Origin of the sequence: Pseudomonas soli (genome assembly GCF_021283165.2) — a bacterium.
Taxonomy (GTDB): domain Bacteria; phylum Pseudomonadota; class Gammaproteobacteria; order Pseudomonadales; family Pseudomonadaceae; genus Aquipseudomonas; species Aquipseudomonas soli.
Genome location: NZ_CP128543.1, coordinates 5,410,642 through 5,427,667 on the forward strand (window position 1 = coordinate 5,410,642; position 17,026 = coordinate 5,427,667).

Genomic DNA, 17,026 nt, shown 5'->3' on the forward strand with positions numbered 1-17,026 from the left:
GAGCCTGTTTTCAACGCAGCATGATCGACGCGCAGGCACTTTTCGTATAAAGCCTAGGGGGAGCCACCGCACACACGGAGATTTCCATGTTCGACTCCAGCACCCTGCTGCGCCAGCGCTTCGCCGCGCTGCGCAGCACGGCCGAACTGTTCTCGCTTCGCCATGTGAAGCAATCGCACCAGTCACTGTCGGTTCGGCGCAACGTCGCCGAGCCGCCCTTCTTCAGCCAGGACGAAGGCGCCATGCTCACCGTGCGGGTCAACGGCGTCGAGGCCTACGCGGCCACCGCCGACCTGTCCCAGGCAGGCCTGCAACGCGCGCTGGAACAGGCCGAGGCACTCGCCCGGAGGATCAAGGCCAGCAGCCTGCTCGACCTGAGTGGCCAGGCCGCCCCGAGCGGGCGTCACGATCATGTATCGCCCAACTTCGAACAGTCCCTGCCCAAACTCGCCGACTGCCTGGACCTGCTCGCCGCCGAGTCCGCCAGCGTACCCAGGGACGAGCGCTTTGTGGACTGGCAGGCAAGCCTGGGCTTCAGCGTGGTCGAGCAGACCTACCTGAACTCCGCCGGCGCCGAGCTGCGTCACGCCCAGCGCTTCATCTACCCAGGCCTGGGCGTCACCGCCAGCGACGGCCAGGACAGCCAGAGCCGCAGCCTGGGCCGGGAGAACTTCGGGCAGCAAGGCGGCTTCGAAGTGGTCGAGCGCTGCGGCCTGGTCGGCGCGGCCCGCCGGGTGGCCGACGAGGCGCTGCAATTGCTGCTGGCGCCGAACACCCCGGCTGGTCAGCGCGATCTGTTGCTGATGCCCGACCAGATGATGCTGCAGATCCACGAATCCATCGGCCACCCGCTGGAGCTGGACCGCATTCTCGGCGATGAGCGCAACTACGCTGGCACCAGCTTCGTCAAAGCCAGCGATTTCGGCCATCTGCAGTACGGCTCGAAGCTGCTCAACGTGACCTTCGACCCGACAATCCATGAGGAGCTGGCCAGCTACAGCTTTGATGACGACGGCACCCCGGCCAGCAAGCAGTTCCTGATCCGCGATGGCTTGCTGGTGCGCCCCCTGGGTGGCGCCCTGTCGCAACTGCGCTCGGGCCTGGACGGCGTGGCCAACAGCCGCGCCTGCGGCTGGAACCGCGCGCCGATCGACCGCATGGCCAACCTCAACATCGAGCCGGGCGAGCAGACGCTTGCGCAACTGATCGCCGGCATCGAGCACGGCATCCTGATGCGCACCAATCGCTCTTGGTCCATCGATGATGCGCGCAACAAGTTCCAGTTCGGTTGTGAGTGGGGCCAACTGATCGAGAACGGCGAACTCAAGGGCGTGGTGAAGAACCCGAACTATCGCGGCATCTCCGCCGACTTCTGGCGCAACCTCTCGGCGGTCGGTGACCGCAGCACCTTCCAGGTACTCGGCACGCCCAACTGCGGCAAAGGCGAGCCCAACCAGGTGGTGCGAGTCGGCCATGCCTCGCCGGCCTGCGTGTTCCGCCAGATCGACGTATTCGGAGGGGACGCCTGATGAGCACCGCCTACCAGCAACGTTTCGAAAGCTTGCTCGATAGCCTGAACGCCGCCGTGCAGCCCGGCGAGCAGTTCACCCTGGGCTACAGCGCCGAGCACTCGCAGTTCGTGCGCTTCAACCATGCCAAGGTGCGCCAGGCCGGGCTGGTCAGCCAGGCCAGCGTGCAGTTGCGGCTGGTCCGCGAAGGACGCCAGGCAGAGCAGCAGATCACTCTGGGCGACGATGCCGAACTCGACCGCCAGCGCCTGCACGACGCCCTCGCGCAACTGCGCCAGACCCTGCCGCTGCTGGCGGTGGATCCCTACCTGAACCTCGACTACAGCGCCTGGCACAGTCATAGCCTGCTGGAGCAGCCACTGCCCGAGCTGGACGAAGTGCTGGCCTTGGTCGAGCGCGAAGCCGGCGACCTGGATCTGGTCGGCATCTATGCCGCCGGCCCCATCTGCCGTGGCTTCGCGAGCTCGTTCGGCGCCTTTGGCTGGCACCAGGCCAACAGTTTCAACTTTGACTGGAGCCTGTTCCACGCCAACGGCCAGGCCGTCAAAGCCAACTACGCAGGGCAGGCCTGGAGTGGCGAAACCTTTGCCGCACGCCTGCGTCAGGCTCGCGAACAGCTGGCGCACCTGGGGCGCCCGGCCGTCACCCTCAAGCCCGGCAGCTACCGCGCCTACCTGGCACCGGCGGCGATGGACGAAATCGCCGGCATGCTGTGCTGGGGTGGTTTTTCCGCGCAGGCGCTGGCCACTGGCAACAGCCCGTTGCAGCGCCTGTACAACGGCGACGCGCAATTGAGCCCGCTGGTGAGTTTCCGCGAACAGGTCAGCGGCTCGCTGAGTCCGGCCTTCTCCGACGAGGGTTCGCCGCGCCGCGACCTGCTGCTGATCGGTGAAGGGCGGGCGCTGGAGCGGCTGGTGAGTGCGCGCAGCGCCGTCGAATTCGGCCAGCAGGCCAACGGCGCCGACAGCTACGAGTCGCCCTGCGCGCTGAGCCTGGCGCCGGGCAACCTGCCCTGCGAGCAGATTCTCGAACGTCTGGGCACCGGCCTTTACATCAGCAACCTCTGGTACTTGAACTACTCGGACCTGCCAGCGGCGCGCATGACCGGGCTGACCCGCTTCGCCACCTTCTGGGTGGAGAACGGGCAGATCCAGGGCCCGGTGAGCACCATGCGCTTCGACGACAGCCTGTACAACCTGCTGGGCAACCAGCTGGAGGACCTGAGCCAGGAGCGCGAGATGATCCTGTCGACCAGCACCTATGGACAGCGCAGCACCGGGTCGAGTCATCTGCCGGGGGCGCTGGTCAAAGGGCTGACCCTCACCTTGTAACATGCGTGGGAGCGGGCTCCCACGAGCCTGCTCCTACAATGGGCCCTACACTCGCCTGAGGTTTCTCATGCCCGACCGCGCACCATTGGACCCCGTCACCGCCCGCTGGATCCCCTGGGTGGTGGCCATCGCCTTCTTCATGCAATCGCTGGACGGCACCATCCTCAATACCGCGCTGCCGGCCATGGCCCGCTCGCTGGCCGAAGACCCGCTGCGCATGCAGGGGGTGATCATCGCCTACATGCTCACCGTGGCCCTGCTGATCCCGGCCTCGGGCTGGATTGCCGACCGCTTCGGCACCAAGCGCATCTTCTTCAGCGCCATCTTGCTGTTCAGCTTCGGCTCGCTGTTGTGTGCCATGGCCAACAGCCTCGGTTTCCTGATCTTCGCCCGGGTGGTGCAAGGCCTGGGTGGCGCCCTGATGCTGCCAGTCGGAAGGCTGGTGGTGTTGCGCGCCTACCCGCGCAGCGAACTGGTGCGGATCATGAGCTTCATCACCATCCCCGGCCTGCTCGGGCCACTGCTTGGTCCGACCGTGGGCGGTTGGCTGGTGGAAATTCTTAGCTGGCACTGGATCTTCCTGCTCAACCTGCCGGTGGGCGCCGTGGGTTGCTATGCGGTGTGGAGGTTCATCCCCGACCTGCGCGGCGCCGAGCGCACCACCTTCGACGGGCCGGGCTTCCTGCTGTTCGGCGCGGCGATGGTGCTGATCACCATTGCCATGGAAGGGCTGGGCGAACTGCACCTGCCGCACCTGCGGGTGATGCTGTTGCTGTTCGCCGGCATGGCCTGCCTGGCCGCCTACTGGCTGCGCGCCGGGCGCGATCCGGAGCCACTGTTCTCGCCGTCACTGTTCCGCGTGCGCACTTTCGCCATCGGTATCCTCGGCAACCTGTTCGCCCGCCTTGGCAGCGGCGCCCTGCCCTTCCTGGTGCCGTTGCTGCTGCAAGTGGCGCTGGGTTATTCACCTGCCCAGGCCGGGATGAGCATGATTCCGCTGGCGGCGGCGGCGATGCTCGCCAAGTCGGTCGCCCGGCCGCTGATCGAGCGCCTCGGCTATCGCATCGTGCTCACCGGCAACACCCTGCTGCTGGGCCTGCTGCTGGCCAGCCTGGGGCTGGTCGATGAACAGACGCCGTATGCGCTGCTGCTGGCGCAGCTGGCGATGCTGGGCGCGGTGAACTCGATGCAGTTCACGGCGATGAACACCGTGACCCTGATCGACCTCGACGACGCCAGCGCCAGCAGCGGCAACAGCCTGCTGTCGGTGGTCGCGCAACTGTCGCTGAGCCTGGGCGTAGCCTGCGCCGGCGCGCTGCTCGGTGGTTTCACCGCGGCTGGCAGCGCCGAAGGCGTGGAAAGCACCCTGGGGGCGTTCCAGCTGACCTTCGTCACCATCGGCGTGATGGCCATGCTGGCGGCGGCGATTTTCCTGCAATTGGCGCCGACAGACGGAAGGCGCGCTCGTCGTCCGGAAGAACACGTCGAGTCGTAGGGCGAATGGCTGTGAGGCTGGTAGACTGTGCGACATTTTTCGCTCCAGCCGCAGGCCCGCCTCGTGACCGTTGAAACCACCGCCTTTGCCACCCTCCCGCTGTCCGCCGCCATGCTGGCCAACCTGGACGCCCTGGGCTACGCCTCGATGACCCCGATCCAGGCCCAGAGCCTGCCGGTGATCCTCAAGGGCCAGGACCTGATCGCCCAGGCCAAGACCGGCAGCGGCAAGACCGCCGCCTTCGGCATCGGCCTGCTCAACCCGATCAACCCGCGCTACTTCGGCTGCCAGGCGCTGGTGCTGTGCCCGACTCGCGAGCTGGCCGACCAGGTGGCCAAGGAGCTGCGTCGCCTGGCCCGCGCCGAGGACAACATCAAGATCCTCACCCTGTGCGGTGGCGTCTCGCTCGGCCCGCAGATCGCCTCGCTGGAACACGGCGCGCACATCATCGTCGGCACCCCGGGGCGCATCCAGCAGCACCTGGACAAAGGCACCCTGGTGCTCGACGGACTCAACACCTTGGTGCTCGACGAAGCCGACCGCATGCTCGACATGGGCTTCTTCGACGCCATCGCCAGCATCATCGGCAAGACCCCGTCGCGCCGCCAGACCCTGCTGTTCTCGGCCACCTACCCGGCCGGCATCGAGCAGTTGGCCAAGGCCTTCATGCGCCAGCCGCAGCAGGTCAAGGTCGAAGCGCTGCACAGCGACAACCAGATCGAACAGCGCTTCATCGAGATCGACGCTCAGCAGCGCCTGGACGCCGTGACCCGTGTACTCGGCCACTACCGTCCACAGTCCTGCGTGGCGTTCTGCTTCACCAAGCAGCAGTGCGAAGACGTCGTCGCCCATCTGACCGCCAAGGGCATCGTCGCCCAGGCCCTGCACGGCGACCTGGAGCAACGCGACCGTGACCAGGTGCTGACCATGTTCGCCAACCGCAGCAGCTCGGTGCTGGTAGCAACCGACGTCGCTGCCCGCGGCCTGGACATCGATGCCCTGGACATGGTCATCAACGTCGAACTGGCGCGTGATGCCGAGATCCACGTGCACCGCGTTGGCCGTACCGGTCGTGCAGGCGAGAAAGGCGTGGCGATCAGCCTGGTGGCGCCGGCCGAGGGCCATCGCGCCCAGGCCATAGAAGACCTGCAGAAGCAGCCGCTGCGCTGGGAACAGTTGGACAGCCTCAAAAGCAAAGGTGGCGAGCCGCTGCTGCCACCAATGACCACCCTGTGCATCGCCGCCGGGCGCAAGGACAAGCTGCGCCCGGGTGACATTCTCGGTGCGCTGACCGGCGACGCCGGGTTGCCAGGCAAGCAGGTGGGCAAGATTGCCATCTTCGACTTCGTCGCGTTCGTGGCCGTGGAGCGGGCAGTGGCCAGACAGGCCATGCAGCGCCTGAACAGCGGCAAGATCAAGGGTCGCGCCCTGAAAGTCCGTATCGTCTGAAGTCTTTTTGGGGCTGCTGTGCAGCCCATCGCCGGCCATTGAAGAGGTAAAACCGTGCACTCCACCGACGTGATCATCCTCGGCGCCGGCGCCGCCGGCCTGATGTGCGCCCTGCTCAGCGCCCAGCGCGGGCGCCGGGTGCTGGTGCTCGACCACGCCAACAAACCGGGCAAGAAGATCCTCATGTCCGGCGGCGGGCGCTGCAACTTCACCAACATGTACACCGAACCCGCCAACTTCCTTTCGCACAACCCGCACTTCTGCAAGTCGGCGCTGGCCCGCTATACCCAGTGGGACTTCATCGAGCTGGTGTGCAAGCACGGTGTGCCGTACCACGAGAAGAAACTCGGCCAGCTGTTCTGCGACAACAAGTCCAGCGACATCCTCGACATGCTCCTGGCCGAGTGCGACCAGGCCGGCGCCGAGCTGCGGATGAACACCAGCATCGACAAGATCGAAAAGACCGAGGCCGGCTACACCCTGCAGACCAGCGCCGGCCCATTCGCCTGCCAGTCACTGGTGATCGCCACCGGCGGCCTGTCGATCCCGACGCTCGGCGCCAGTGGCTTCGGCTACCAGGTCGCCCGCCAGTTCGGCCACGAACTGCTGCCCACCCGCGCCGGCCTGGTGCCGTTCACCATTACCGAGCCCCAGCTCAAGGCACTGTGCACCGAGCTGTCCGGCACCTCGCTGGACTGCATCGCCAGCTGCAATGGCACCAGCTTTCGCGAGAACCTGCTGTTCACTCACCGTGGCCTGAGCGGGCCGGCGATCCTGCAGATCTCGTCCTTCTGGGAGGCCGGCGACACGCTGGAGATCAACCTGCTGCCTGATCGCGACGCCCTGGAATGGCTGCAAGGCCAACAAGCCGAGCGTCCCAACAGCGAGCTGAAGACCGTGCTGGCCGAGGTATTCACCCGCAAGCTGGCCAACTTGCTGGCCGAGCAGTGGTTCGAATCCAAGCCGCTGAAGCAGTACACCCCTGCGGAACTGGCGCAGGTCGCCGAAAAATTGGCGGCCTGGCAGGTGGTTCCGGCGGGGACCGAAGGCTATCGCACTGCAGAAGTGACCCTGGGCGGGGTGGATACCCGCGAAGTGTCTTCGAAAACCATGGAATCGCTGAAGAGCCCTGGGCTGTACTTCATCGGCGAAGTGCTGGACGTGAGCGGGCACCTGGGCGGTTTCAACTTCCAGTGGGCTTGGGCTTCGGCCAACGCTGCGGCGCAGTTCGTGTAGAGTAGAATCCATTCAGCAGCACGGAACGCTTCTTGCTGGTTCTGTGTTGTGAAGGGTGCGAAACCATCGCGGGGAAAGCTCGCTCCCACGTCATAACGGTGCGAGAGGGCTTGCCCCGCGATGGGGCCCCAGAGATTCTTTTTCGAATACTGCCCAGCAGGCCATCATGTCATCGAGCTCGTTCCGCCATTCATTGCGTCGCCTGTGGGGCCAAGACAAGTTCAGCTATGCCATCCGTGTGACCATCGCCCTCACCGGCAGCATGGCTTGGTGCTGGTACCAGAACGAGATGAGCCTGCTCATCCCGCTGTTCCTGGGCATCATCGCCAGCGCCCTTGCCGAGACCGACGATGGCTGGCAGGGACGCCTCAGTGCCCTGCTGGTGACCCTGGGCTGTTTCGCCGTCGCCGCGCTGTCGGTCGAGCTGTTGTTCCCCTACCCCTGGATCTTCGCGGTCGCGCTGGCCCTGGCGGCGTTCTCCCTGACCATGCTCGGAGCCTTGGGCGAACGCTATGGGGCGATCGCCTCGGCCACCTTGATCCTCTCGGTCTACACCATGATCGGTGTCGACCAGCGCGGCGGAGAGGTCAGCGATTTCTGGCACGAGCCGTTGCTGCTGGTCACGGGTGCGGCCTGGTACGGACTGCTGTCGGTGTTGTGGCAGGCGCTGTTTTCCAACCAGCCGGTGCAACAGAGCCTGGCCAGGCTGTTCTACGAGCTGGGCAGCTACCTCAAGCTCAAGGCGAGTCTGTTCGAGCCGGTCCGCACCCTCGATGTCGAGGCCACGCGCCTGGAACTGGCAAAACAGAATGGCAAGGTGGTCGCCGCGCTCAACGCTGCCAAGGAAATCATCCTGCACCGGGTCGGCAACAGCCAGCCCAACTCCAAGGTCAGCCGCTACCTCAAGCTGTACTTCCTGGCCCAGGACATCCATGAGCGGGTCAGCGCCTCGCACTACCCCTACAACGCGCTGACCGAGGCGTTTTTCCACAGCGATGTGATGTTCCGCTGCCAGCGCCTGCTGCGCAATCAGGGCTCATCCTGCCAGGAACTGGCCCGCTCGATCCGCCTGCGCCAACCCTTCGTACTCGCCAGCGGCTACCCAGAGGCCCTTGAAGACCTCAATGCCTCGCTGGAGCACCTGCGCACCCAGAACAACCCAGCCTGGCGCGGCCTGCTGCGTTCACTACGAGCCCTGGCGGCCAACCTGGCCACGCTGGACCGCCTGCTCAGCGCCGCCAGCAACCCGGACAGCCTGGCCGATGCCAGCGACAGCAGCCTGCTCGACCGCTCACCACGCAATTTCAAGGATGTGTGGAAACGCCTGCGCACCCAGCTGACGCCCACCTCGCTGCTGTTCCGCCACGCCCTGCGCCTGTCGCTGGCATTGTCGGTGGGCTATGGCATGGTCCACCTGATCCACCCGACCCAGGGCTACTGGATCATCCTCACCACGTTGTTCGTCTGCCAGCCCAACTATGGCGCGACGCGGCGCAAACTGGTGCAGCGGATCATCGGCACCGCCATCGGCCTGACCGTGGGCTGGGCGCTGTTCGACCTGTTCCCCAACCCGATCGTCCAGTCGCTGTTCGCGGTGGTCGCGGGGGTGGTGTTCTTCGTCAACCGCACCACCCGCTACACCCTGGCCACGGCGGCGATCACCCTGATGGTGCTGTTCTGCTTCAACCAGATCGGCGATGGCTACGGGCTGTTCCTGCCACGCCTGTTCGATACCCTGGTCGGCAGCCTGATCGCCATCCTCGCGGTGTTCCTGTTCCTGCCCGACTGGCAAGGCCGACGGTTGAACAAGGTACTGGCCAACACCCTCGCCTGCGCCAGCGAGTACCTGCGCCAGATCATGCAGCAATACGCCCATGGCAAGCGTGACGACCTGGCCTACCGCCTGGCCCGGCGCAATGCGCACAATGCCGACGCGGCACTGTCGACCACCCTGGCCAACATGCTCATGGAGCCAGGACATTTCCGTAAGGAGGCCGACGTCGGCTTCCGCTTCCTGGTGTTGTCACATACCTTGCTGAGTTACCTCTCGGGGCTGGGCGCGCACCGCGATACAGCGCTGCCGGCCGAAGTCCACGAGCAGTTGATCGATGGTGCCGGGCGGAGCCTGGCCAGCAGCCTGGACGAGATCGCCAATGGCCTGGCGGCACGCTTGCCGGTGGCGATCCACAGTGACGCCGAGGAGGCGCTGGCCAACGCGCTGGAACAGATGCCCGAGGAACTGGACGAGCATCAGCGCCTGGTGCAGACGCAATTGGCGCTGATCTGCCGGCAGTTGGGGCCGTTGCGGACCTTGGCCGGGCATCTGATCAAGGAAGGCCAGCCCGCCTGATTACCCGCTCCCACACCAGGAGCGGGCTCAGAAACCATGCTGGCGCATCAGGCGGGCGTAGCTGCCGTCGGCCTTCATGGTGGCGATGGCTTTTTCGAAACGCGCCACGATCTTCTTGTGCTCCGGGTGCTTGAGGCTCACCAGGATGTGCAGGCTGTTCTCGCCCAGCGGCGGCTCGACGAAGGTCACACCCTCGCGCACCTGCTGCGGCTCGCGCTGCAGGTTGTAGCGCGCCACGTATTCATCCTCCACCGCCAGGTTCACCCGCCCGGCCGCCAGCATGCGCACCGCTGATGAAAAGTTACGCACCAGTACCTTGTTCAGGCGTTCGTCGCTGTCGAATTCGGGGGAATAGGCGTAGTCGCGCACCACGGCGATGGTGTAAGGGTACAGGTCAGCCTGGCGGGCATAGGCAAAAGCCTCGCCTTCACGCTTGAGCAGGCGGATGCGGTTGACCAGGTAGGTTGCAGAGAACTGGCCGATCAGGGTGCGCTCCTGGTTGTACCAGGCATTGATCAACACATCGTAGCGCCCCTCGCCCACCCCCATCAGCGCCCTGGCCCAGGGCACCTCCTCGAACTCGGTGGCGTAGCCGGCACGGGTCAGCGCCGTGGTGACGATGCTGGTGGCCAGGCCGCCACCGGGCATGCTGGTATCGGTGAAAGGCGGCCAGCTGTCGGCCACCAGCCGCAGCTTGCCATGGGCCAGGGCAGGCCCCGCGCACAACAGTCCCAGTAATGCAAGAACGCAAAGCAGTGGCCGCATGCTCAAATCCTTTCGAAGTTGGGGGCCCACGCTGGTGACGGCGATCTCTAACTAGCAACGGAGGTTGCAGATTACACAAGCCAAATCCTGGCGGCAGCGGACGATAATGTCATTTAGCCTCTATTTTGGCCGAATCCTGGACGGCGTCATTCTCCCTCGTCGTGACCGCCTGGATTTGCGATGATCGACGGTCAACCGAAGGAGACCCCCCATGTCCATCGAGTGGATCTGCAAGCACCATGGCGACCTCGCCAAGGAACAACTCTACGCCATCCTGCAACTGCGCACCGAGGTGTTCGTGGTCGAGCAACGATGCGCCTACCAGGAAGTCGACGGGCTCGATCTGCAAGGCGATACCCTGCACCTGATGGGCTGGGACGGGAACCGATTGGTGGCCTACCTGCGTTTGCTCGACCCGCAATCACACAATGGCGACGTGGTGATCGGCCGGGTGGTCACCGCCCCGTCGGCGCGTGGGGGCGGGGTGGGGCATCAGTTGCTGCTCAAGGGGCTGGAGTGCGCAGCGCACTGCTGGGCGGGGACGCCGGTGTACCTGTCGGCCCAGGCGCACCTGCAGGGCTACTACAACCGCCATGGCTTCGAGGTGGTGGGCGAGGAGTACCTCGAGGACGATATTCCGCATATCGGCATGCGCAAGGGCTGAGGGCATTGCCCCGCGACGCTCAAGGGTAGCCCAGTACGTCACGGATCTGCCGCAGGTGCTGGATGATCCACTGCTTGTCGATCGCGCCCCAGTCGTGAATCCGGTAATGCCCGGCATGGTTGCGCGCACCGGCCTGCTGCTCGAACTCGCAGATGATGTCCAGGTCGGCCAAGGCGGCGATGGTGTCCTGGGCGGTACGCCGGGGCATGCCGGTGGCCTCCATCAACGCCGGCACACTGGTGGCGGTCTGGCTGTCGATCAGCCAGGCCACGTAAAGGCGGCGGTAGAAGCTGCTGCGGGTCTTGCTCACTTCCGTGGTCATGGGGTGCTTGTCCCTCAGGTGTTGCCCGGCAGTTCCCGATAGGTCAGGTAGACGCGCAGGTCGAATTCAAGTTGATGGTAGTCCGGCTCCATGTGCTGGCAGAGCTGGTAGAACGCCTTGTTGTGATCGCGCTCCCTCAGGTGCGCCAGCTCATGCACCACGATCATGCGCAGGAACTGCGGCGCTGCCTCGCGGAACAACGAGGCGACGCGGATCTCCTTCTTGGCCTTGAGCTTGCCGCCCTGCACCCGCGATACCGCCGTGTTCAAGCCCAATGCACGGTGGGTGAGGTCCAGGCGGTTGTCGAACAGGACCTTGTCCAGCGGCGGCGCACTGCGCAGGTACTGCTGCTTGATTTCCTGGGCATAGCCGTACAGGGCCTTGTCGCTCTGCACGTCGTGGCGTTCGGGATAGCGCTGGCGCAGGTAGTCGCCCAGGCGATCGCTGGCGATCATCTGGCGCACCTGTTCCTGCAGGTGCGGCGGGTAGGCTTGCAGGTAACGTAGGGCGGTCATGGCTGGCGTTCGGAACGAGAAGACGCGAGTTTAGCCAATCACGACGCCCATGGGAAAAGCGCCGGGAAATCGCCAGCGGCGTCGGCAGTGAGCGGCCGGGCCACCAGGAACCCCTGCACGTAGGCGCAACCGGCGCCCTTGAGCCATTCGGCTTGGGCCCGAGTCTCGACACCCTCGGCGATTACCGTGATGTCGTAGGCCGCGCACAGGTCGATGACGCTGCGCACCAAGGCGATATCCGCCGCCGAGTCCGGCAACCGCGCGACCAGGTGGCGGTCGAGCTTGAGCGTGTCGATAGGCAGGTCGCGCAGCATGCGCAACGAGCAGTCGCCGGCGCCGAAGTCGTCCAACGCCACGCGAATGCCCAGCTCTCGCAGGCGGTGCACCTGCTTCACCGCCGCGTCGATGTTGTACATCAACGAGGTCTCGGCCACCTCCACTTCCAGTTGGGCGGGCTGCAGTTGGTGCTTGTCGATGACCTGGGCCAGTTCATCGACCAACCCAGGCATGGTGAACTGGGCGCGGCTCAGGCTGATACCCAGCACCAGTTGCGAACCGAAGCGCTCGCTCCAGGCATTGCGCTGCGCGGCGCCCTTGCGATAGATCCAGCTGGCCAGGCGGTTGATCAGACGAGCCTCCTCCAGCAGGGGAATGAACAGTCCGGGCGGCACGTCGCCAACGCTGGGGTGCTGCCAGCGCAACAACGCCTCGAAGCCCCGCAAGCGGCCATCGGTGAAAGCCACCTGCGGTTGGTAGACCAGAGTGAAGTCATTCTGCTCGATGGCTGTACGCACACTGTCCTCGAGCATCAGCCGCGAGCGGGCGCGGCCATTGAGTTCCTGGTCGTAGAAGCGATACTGCTGGCGTCCGGCCTGCTTGGCCGCGTACATCGCCGCGTCGGCGGCGCGCAACAGGCCTTCCACGTTAGCGCCACAGTCCGGGTAGGTGGCAATGCCGATGCTCACCCCCAGGTTCACCTCCAGCCCATCCACCTGCTGGAAGCTCGACATACGCTCCAGCAGTTTCTCGGCGTAGCGGCCGGCCTGCTCGGGGTACGGCAGGCCATCGAACAGGGCGGTAAACTCGTCGCCGCCCATACGCGCCAGCAGCGCCTCGCTGCCCAGGCATTCCTTGAGCTGGTCAGCCACCCAGCGCAGGACGGTATCGCCAGCGTCATGGCCGAGCAGGTCGTTGATCCGCTTGAAACCGTCCAGGTCCATGTACATCAGGGCCTTGGCCTTGTCTGAACGCTCGTTGCGCAGCAACGCGCTTTCGGCTGTCTGGTAGAAGCCACGGCGATTGAGCAACCCGGTCAAAGGATCGGTCACTGCCTGGTACTCCAGTTGCTGGTGCAGGCTACGCACCACCGACATGTCCAGCACCGTGACCACCATGGCTTTCTGCTCGGCGGGCAAAGGCGCGCAGGACAGCGCTACGGGCACCAACTGACCACCGAGGGTGCGCAACTGGGCGTCGTGGACACGGAAGATCTGCCGCCCCAGATAGGCCTGGTAAAAGTCCGACTCAGGCCAAAGATTGGCGCAGGGGAGCTGGATCAGGTCCAGCATATGCGCGCCTTGCAGCTTCTCCACCGGCGCATCCAGGAGGCGCGAGATGGCCGGGTTGGCGAAATCGATGCTGCCCCCCTCATCCACCACCAGGATGCCCTCGGCGGCATTTTCCAGGATCGAGGCGTTGAACGCCCGCGCCGACTCCAGTTCACGGGTCAGCCGTTGCAGCATGCGCCTGTTGCGCTGCTGCTCCAGCAGAGCCTGGACCTTGGGCTTGAGTATTTGCGGGTCGAACGGTTTGAACAGGTAATCCACTGCGCCACTAGCATACCCCTTGAGCACCGCGGCGTCGGACTGCTCGTTGGCGGTCAGAAAAATAATCGGAGTCAAACGGGTGCGTTGGCTGCCGCGCATCAGGCGGGCCACCTCGAAACCGTCCATCTCGGGCATCTGCACATCGAGCAGCACCAGATCGACCTCGTGCTCAAGCAAGGTGCTCAGGGCTTCCATCCCTGAACTGGCGGTCAATACCTGCCAATCCTGGCGGGTCAGCAGAGCCCGCATGCTGATGAGGTTCTCCGGATAGTCGTCTACGATCAGCAGAACCGAACTGCTTTCCGGTGTTTGAGAATAAGCGCCATCCATGTTGCTTCTCTTGGTAAGTCCAACTGCGACTTTTAATTGGATCCGATTGTTACTCTAGTCTCGGCATCTCAAGACGCAATGCAGGCGCATGGCCATAAGCCATCGGAACCGATCTTAGCCGACTAACGGTATAAGCGGTGGACAGCCGACGTACGAATCGGGTCTTGCGCGCACAAAAAAAGCCCGCTTCGCGGCGGGCTCTTTCGTTGAACGGTACCAGATCAGTTGATCTTGGCGGCCAGTTCGCCTTTGGCATAGCGCTGGAACATGCCTTCCAGGGAGATCGGCTTGATCTTCGAGGCGTTGCCGGCGGTGCCGAAAGCTTCGTAGCGGGCGATGCACACGTCACGCATGGCCTTGACGGTTTCACCGAAGAACTTGCGCGGGTCGAACTCGCTCGGGTTCTGCGCCATCAGGCGGCGCATGGCGCCAGTGGAGGCCAGACGCAGGTCGGTGTCGATGTTGACCTTGCGGACACCGTACTTGATGCCTTCGACGATCTCTTCGACCGGCACGCCGTAGGTCTCTTTGATGTCGCCGCCGTACTGGTTGATGATCGCCAGCCACTCTTGCGGCACCGAGGACGAGCCGTGCATCACCAGGTGGGTGTTGGGGATGCGTTTGTGGATTTCCTTGATGCGGTCGATCGCCAGCACGTCACCGGTAGGCGGCTTGGTGAACTTGTAGGCGCCGTGGCTGGTGCCGATGGCGATAGCCAGGGCATCGACCTGGGTCTTCTTGACGAAGTCGGCCGCTTCTTCCGGGTCGGTCAGCATCTGGCTGTGATCCAGCACGCCTTCGGCGCCGATGCCGTCTTCTTCACCGGCCATGCCGGTTTCCAGCGAACCCAGGCAGCCCAGCTCGCCTTCTACCGAAACGCCACAGGCGTGGGCCATGGCAACGGTCTGCTGGGTGACACGGACGTTGTACTCGTAGTCGGTCGGGGTCTTGCCGTCTTCACCCAGCGAGCCGTCCATCATCACCGAGCTGAAGCCCAGCTGGATGGAGCGCTGGCACACGTCGGGGCTGGTGCCGTGGTCCTGGTGCATGCACACCGGAATGTGCGGGAACTCTTCGATGGCCGCCAGGATCAGGTGGCGCAGGAACGGCGCACCGGCGTATTTGCGAGCGCCAGCGGAAGCCTGGACGATGACCGGGGAGTCGGTCTTGTCGGCGGCTTCCATGATCGCGCGCATCTGCTCGAGGTTGTTGACGTTGAAAGCCGGAACGCCGTAGCCGAACTCGGCGGCGTGGTCCAGCATCTGGCGCATGCTAATGAGTGCCATTGTGTATCTCTCTCCCGACAAGCGTCGTTTGTTTCGTGCAAGCCTGCCGCAGGGGCGGTTGCTGTTCAAGTAGTGTGGGCCACCTGCGCGGCCCGGCCAGTCACGGTGCCTTGCAGCCCCGCCCAATCAGATCGTTGGTCGCCACCCAATACACCAGGCCTTCGTCACCTTTGGTGTGGAAGGCCAGCATGCCATCGCTGTACAGCGCGCCGGAGGCGCCCGGCTCGGCCTTTAGCCGGTAGACCTGGTCGCCGCCACCCAGGCGTACATCGACCGCGTCCCGTTGTGCATCGGCGAAGCGCCACAGCACCTCGGCCTGGCTGTCGCAGACCCAGCGGGTCCAGTTGTCCGCCGGGGCGGGTTGGGCGGGTTGCAGCAACGAACAGCCTGCCAGGGTCGCCAGGGCCAATGCGGCCAGAAGCGCTTTCATTCAATCACTCCGCCAGGGGCTGCAAAGCAGCCCTATGTTCAAGACCACAAAACAGCCTTCAGGTTGCCTGGCGCCCGATCAAGGGCAGCCCGGCGCCTTGCGCTGGTGCTCGTCGTCGTACTTTTCCAGGCCGTCCGGGCCCAGGCGCTTGTTGATCACCGGTGCCGTCTCGGCCTGCCACTGGGACTGGTAGCAACCGCCCTTGGGCGGCTGCGCCGGGTCAGCCTCGCTGCCCGTGTTGCTGGAGCAGGCGCCCAGCAACACTGCCACGATCATCACAGGCAATTGCTTGACCATCAGGTCGCTCCCTTTGCCAGGCGCCTTCAAACTCAGGCCTTGGCCCGTTCTTCCAGGATTGCCACGGCAGGCAGGACCTTGCCCTCGACGAACTCGAGGAACGCGCCGCCACCGGTAGAAATGTAGGAGATATCGGCGCCAACGCCATACTTGTCGATGGCTGCCAGAGTGTCACCGCCACCGGCGATGGAGAATGCGGCGCTGTCGGCGATGGCCTTGGCCAGTACCTTGGTGCCGTTGCCGAACTGGTCGAATTCGAACACACCGACCGGGCCGTTCCACAGGATGGTCTGCGACGACTTCAGCAGTTCGGCGAAGTTGGCAGCGGTCTGTGGGCCGATGTCGAGGATCATGTCGTCAGCCGCCACGTCGGCGATCGCCTTGACGGTAGCTTCGGCGCTTTCAGCGAATTCCTTGGCAACCACCACGTCGACCGGCAGCGGCACATTGACCTTGGCGGCGATGGCCTTGGCGGTTTCGACCAGGTCAGCCTCGTACAGCGACTTGCCCACCGGGTGACCGGCAGCGGCGAGGAAGGTGTTGGCGATACCACCGCCGACGATCAGCAGGTCGCACACAGTGCTCAGGCTGTTCAGCACGTCCAGCTTGGTCGACACCTTGGAGCCGGCAACAATGGCCGCCATCGGCTTGGCCGGCGCCTTCAGGGCCTTGCCCAGGGCGTCCAGCTCGGCCGCCAGCAGCGGGCCGGCAGCAGCGACCTTGGCGAACTTGGCAACACCGTGGGTGGAGCCTTCGGCGCGGTGCGCGGTGCCGAACGCGTCCATGACGAACACGTCGCACAGGGCGGCGTACTTCTGCGCCAGCTCGTCGGCGTTCTTCTTCTCGCCCTTGTTGAAGCGCACGTTCTCGAACAGCACCAGGTCACCGGCCTGCACCTGAACGCCGTCGAGGTAGTCGGCGACCAGCGGCACGTCGCGGCCCAGGGCCTTGCCCAGGTAGTCGGCAACCGGCTTGAGGCTGTTCTCGGCGGAGAACTCGCCTTCGGTCGGGCGCCCCAGGTGCGAGCAGACCATTACCGCCGCGCCCTTCTCCAGGGCCAGCTTGATGGTCGGCAGCGCTGCCAGGATACGCGCATCGCTGGCGACCACGCCGTCTTTCACAGGGACGTTGAGGTCTTCGCGGATCAGTACGCGCTTACCTTGCAGGTCGAGGTCGGTCATCTTCAACACGGTCATGAATG

15 protein-coding genes are annotated in these 17,026 nt (G+C 64.8%); 7 read left to right on the plus strand and 8 right to left on the minus strand.

What is annotated here, in order from left to right; translation table 11 throughout:
• Positions 1-86: 86 nt before the first annotated feature.
• The 6 genes from LU688_RS24965 (at position 87) to yccS (ending at position 9,390) form a co-directional block, all read left to right on the plus strand.
• Entirely contained in the window at positions 87-1,529 is a 1,443-nt protein-coding gene (locus tag LU688_RS24965) for a TldD/PmbA family protein (RefSeq protein ID WP_094012357.1), read from the plus strand.
• Complete coding sequence (locus tag LU688_RS24970) at positions 1,529-2,860, plus strand: TldD/PmbA family protein (RefSeq protein ID WP_094012356.1); 1,332 nt, start codon at positions 1,529-1,531, stop codon at positions 2,858-2,860. Before LU688_RS24965 ends, LU688_RS24970 begins: the two co-directional genes overlap by 1 nt.
• Before the next feature lie 67 nt (positions 2,861-2,927).
• Positions 2,928-4,355, plus strand: a complete 1,428-nt coding sequence (gene mdtD, locus LU688_RS24975; RefSeq protein ID WP_023632381.1) for a multidrug transporter subunit MdtD — start codon at positions 2,928-2,930, stop codon at positions 4,353-4,355.
• Positions 4,356-4,466: 111 nt separating this feature from the next.
• The gene (gene dbpA, locus LU688_RS24980) at positions 4,467-5,804 is read left to right on the plus strand and encodes an ATP-dependent RNA helicase DbpA (protein WP_232888263.1); all 1,338 of its coding nucleotides are present in this window, start codon (positions 4,467-4,469) and stop codon (positions 5,802-5,804) included.
• A 54-nt stretch (positions 5,805-5,858) separates the two neighbouring features.
• Entirely contained in the window at positions 5,859-7,040 is a 1,182-nt protein-coding gene (locus LU688_RS24985; protein WP_094012354.1) for a BaiN/RdsA family NAD(P)/FAD-dependent oxidoreductase, read from the plus strand.
• Between the two features lie 166 nt (positions 7,041-7,206).
• On the plus strand, positions 7,207-9,390 hold the full coding sequence (gene yccS / locus LU688_RS24990) for a YccS family putative transporter (protein WP_160291092.1): 2,184 nt from the start codon (positions 7,207-7,209) through the stop codon (positions 9,388-9,390).
• Between the two features lie 27 nt (positions 9,391-9,417).
• Here yccS and LU688_RS24995 read toward each other — a convergent pair whose 3' ends face one another.
• A complete protein-coding gene (locus LU688_RS24995; protein ID WP_104444810.1) occupies positions 9,418-10,155 on the minus strand; it encodes a substrate-binding periplasmic protein in 738 nt (245 codons plus the stop codon).
• A gap of 211 nt (positions 10,156-10,366) precedes the next feature.
• Here LU688_RS24995 and LU688_RS25000 point away from each other — a divergent pair, with 211 nt between their 5' ends.
• Positions 10,367-10,819: a GNAT family N-acetyltransferase gene (locus LU688_RS25000; RefSeq protein ID WP_104444809.1), complete on the plus strand. Its 453-nt coding sequence runs from the start codon at positions 10,367-10,369 to the stop codon at positions 10,817-10,819.
• 19 nt (positions 10,820-10,838) lie between these two features.
• Here LU688_RS25000 and LU688_RS25005 read toward each other — a convergent pair whose 3' ends face one another.
• The 7 genes from LU688_RS25005 to LU688_RS25035 form a co-directional block, all read right to left on the minus strand.
• Positions 10,839-11,141, minus strand: a complete 303-nt coding sequence (locus tag LU688_RS25005; RefSeq protein ID WP_023631707.1) for a winged helix-turn-helix domain-containing protein — start codon at positions 11,139-11,141, stop codon at positions 10,839-10,841.
• A 14-nt stretch (positions 11,142-11,155) separates the two neighbouring features.
• Positions 11,156-11,656, minus strand: coding sequence for a M48 metallopeptidase family protein (locus tag LU688_RS25010; RefSeq protein ID WP_023631708.1), 501 nt, complete (start codon positions 11,654-11,656; stop codon positions 11,156-11,158).
• 38 nt (positions 11,657-11,694) lie between these two features.
• A complete protein-coding gene (locus LU688_RS25015) occupies positions 11,695-13,812 on the minus strand; it encodes a putative bifunctional diguanylate cyclase/phosphodiesterase (RefSeq protein ID WP_160291091.1) in 2,118 nt (705 codons plus the stop codon).
• 221 nt (positions 13,813-14,033) lie between these two features.
• Positions 14,034-15,098 carry a class II fructose-bisphosphate aldolase gene (gene fba / locus LU688_RS25020; RefSeq protein ID WP_023631710.1) on the minus strand — a complete coding sequence of 355 codons (1,065 nt, stop codon included), beginning with the start codon at positions 15,096-15,098 and terminating at the stop codon, positions 14,034-14,036.
• A gap of 100 nt (positions 15,099-15,198) precedes the next feature.
• Positions 15,199-15,528 (minus strand): MliC family protein, encoded by a 330-nt coding sequence (locus tag LU688_RS25025; protein WP_104444808.1) that lies wholly within the window; start codon positions 15,526-15,528, stop codon positions 15,199-15,201.
• 78 nt (positions 15,529-15,606) lie between these two features.
• Positions 15,607-15,825, minus strand: coding sequence for a hypothetical protein (locus LU688_RS25030; protein WP_031315764.1), 219 nt, complete (start codon positions 15,823-15,825; stop codon positions 15,607-15,609).
• Positions 15,826-15,857: 32 nt separating this feature from the next.
• Positions 15,858-17,021, minus strand: coding sequence for a phosphoglycerate kinase (locus LU688_RS25035; protein ID WP_038706911.1), 1,164 nt, complete (start codon positions 17,019-17,021; stop codon positions 15,858-15,860).
• Between the last annotated feature and the right edge of the window lie 5 nt (positions 17,022-17,026).

Excerpts from the sequence above, each read along its gene's own strand:
- LU688_RS24970 (WP_094012356.1), top strand. The coding sequence starts at position 1,529 with ATGAGCACCGCCTACCAGCAACGTTTCGAAAGCTTGCTCGATAGCCTG.
- LU688_RS25030 (WP_031315764.1), bottom strand. The coding sequence starts at position 15,825 with ATGGTCAAGCAATTGCCTGTGATGATCGTGGCAGTGTTGCTGGGCGCC.
- LU688_RS24965 (WP_094012357.1), top strand. The coding sequence starts at position 87 with ATGTTCGACTCCAGCACCCTGCTGCGCCAGCGCTTCGCCGCGCTGCGC.
- dbpA (WP_232888263.1), top strand. The coding sequence starts at position 4,467 with ATGCTGGCCAACCTGGACGCCCTGGGCTACGCCTCGATGACCCCGATC.
- LU688_RS25005 (WP_023631707.1), bottom strand. The coding sequence starts at position 11,141 with ATGACCACGGAAGTGAGCAAGACCCGCAGCAGCTTCTACCGCCGCCTT.
- LU688_RS25000 (WP_104444809.1), top strand. The coding sequence starts at position 10,367 with ATGTCCATCGAGTGGATCTGCAAGCACCATGGCGACCTCGCCAAGGAA.
- LU688_RS25015 (WP_160291091.1), bottom strand. The coding sequence starts at position 13,812 with ATGGATGGCGCTTATTCTCAAACACCGGAAAGCAGTTCGGTTCTGCTG.
- LU688_RS25035 (WP_038706911.1), bottom strand. The coding sequence starts at position 17,021 with ATGACCGTGTTGAAGATGACCGACCTCGACCTGCAAGGTAAGCGCGTA.
- LU688_RS25025 (WP_104444808.1), bottom strand. The coding sequence starts at position 15,528 with ATGAAAGCGCTTCTGGCCGCATTGGCCCTGGCGACCCTGGCAGGCTGT.
- yccS (WP_160291092.1), top strand. The coding sequence starts at position 7,207 with ATGTCATCGAGCTCGTTCCGCCATTCATTGCGTCGCCTGTGGGGCCAA.
- LU688_RS25010 (WP_023631708.1), bottom strand. The coding sequence starts at position 11,656 with ATGACCGCCCTACGTTACCTGCAAGCCTACCCGCCGCACCTGCAGGAA.
- fba (WP_023631710.1), bottom strand. The coding sequence starts at position 15,098 with ATGGCACTCATTAGCATGCGCCAGATGCTGGACCACGCCGCCGAGTTC.
- LU688_RS24995 (WP_104444810.1), bottom strand. The coding sequence starts at position 10,155 with ATGCGGCCACTGCTTTGCGTTCTTGCATTACTGGGACTGTTGTGCGCG.
- mdtD (WP_023632381.1), top strand. The coding sequence starts at position 2,928 with ATGCCCGACCGCGCACCATTGGACCCCGTCACCGCCCGCTGGATCCCC.